This window comes from Parendozoicomonas verongulae, assembly GCF_009711465.1.
In the GTDB taxonomy this organism is placed as follows: Bacteria; Pseudomonadota; Gammaproteobacteria; order Pseudomonadales; family Endozoicomonadaceae; genus Sansalvadorimonas; species Sansalvadorimonas verongulae.
In genome coordinates, this window is sequence record NZ_SMME01000476.1 from 1 (window position 1) to 1,007 (window position 1,007).

General features: G+C 45.7%; 2 protein-coding genes. Both read right to left on the reverse strand.

The window, feature by feature from the left end; translation table 11 throughout:
• Nucleotides 1-158 precede the first annotated feature (158 nt).
• Nucleotides 159-557 carry a hypothetical protein gene (locus E1189_RS01070; protein WP_155158268.1) on the reverse strand — a complete coding sequence of 133 codons (399 nt, stop codon included), beginning with the start codon at nucleotides 555-557 and terminating at the stop codon, nucleotides 159-161.
• Between the two features lie 47 nt (nucleotides 558-604).
• Nucleotides 605-838, reverse strand: a complete 234-nt coding sequence (locus E1189_RS01075) for a hypothetical protein (RefSeq protein ID WP_155158269.1) — start codon at nucleotides 836-838, stop codon at nucleotides 605-607.
• Between the last annotated feature and the right edge of the window lie 169 nt (nucleotides 839-1,007).

Sequence of the window (1,007 nt, forward strand, 5' to 3'; positions counted from 1 at the left end):
GAAAGATCCTGCAATAAAATCCATGATTTTCCCCCCCCCCTTATTTTCTATTCATGCTTTGAGTATATATAGCCCATACAACATGTCTATATGGGAGGGTCTATTCTGATAGTATGCCTAACAACTATGTTGTTCACCATCGCAGCTTAAAGCGCTATTTAGAATTCAAACCAGCTAGATTCAACTTGTCGATCGGCAGTGAAATAACAGCCTGTTTTGCTGCAGGTAAGCTGCACCTCAACACTGTAGCTATTTTCCCCCGCAGAACTTATAAGGATCATGCAGTTGTTAGGGCTGAAACTTCCCACATCACTTTTTATATCTACACTGCGAATGTTCATCCCTACCAGTCCAGCTCCCTCATCGACAAACTTTCTAGCTTTGTTAAGTCGCTCTAAGGAGGCAGGAACGAAGGACACTGAAAGATAAGATGGTAGGTCATCGTCATTGTCGATAAATCCGTACACTGCCATGCAATTAAAGTCCAACTGACAACATACCGTCTGGTCGTACACACGTTTGTTCTTTTGCTCTTCCTCTGCGTCGTTATTCTGCATGTCCTTGTCTCGCTTACGTCAAACCTCACTGTGACATTAGCTCAATGTCACACCTGAGAATTGTAAAGAGTGAGATTGGGAACCTCCCGTAAGACTTCCCCATCTTTGATCAGGGCTTTCTGGCCTATGCTGACACCCTGACCCTTTGCCGTTATTGATGAGCCATTGCGAAGTGTGATGGTACTGGTGCCGTTGCTGTTATGGCTTACAACTGTGCCAATAACCTGACGTACTTTGGGTAAAAGTCCTTGGAATTCTTTCCAGATGTTAGAATTGGCCATGACCCCTCCGGTCTATAGTGAGAACGAGCATTGCAGAACCTCAGTTATGCCGGATATCACCTATCCGGCTTCTTTTTCTCTATAGTGTCGTTCCAGAACGATGCTCTGGATTACGCGCCCAGCACCGCTCCCTGATGTTACAATGCTGGTGGACAGGCACAGGCCGACC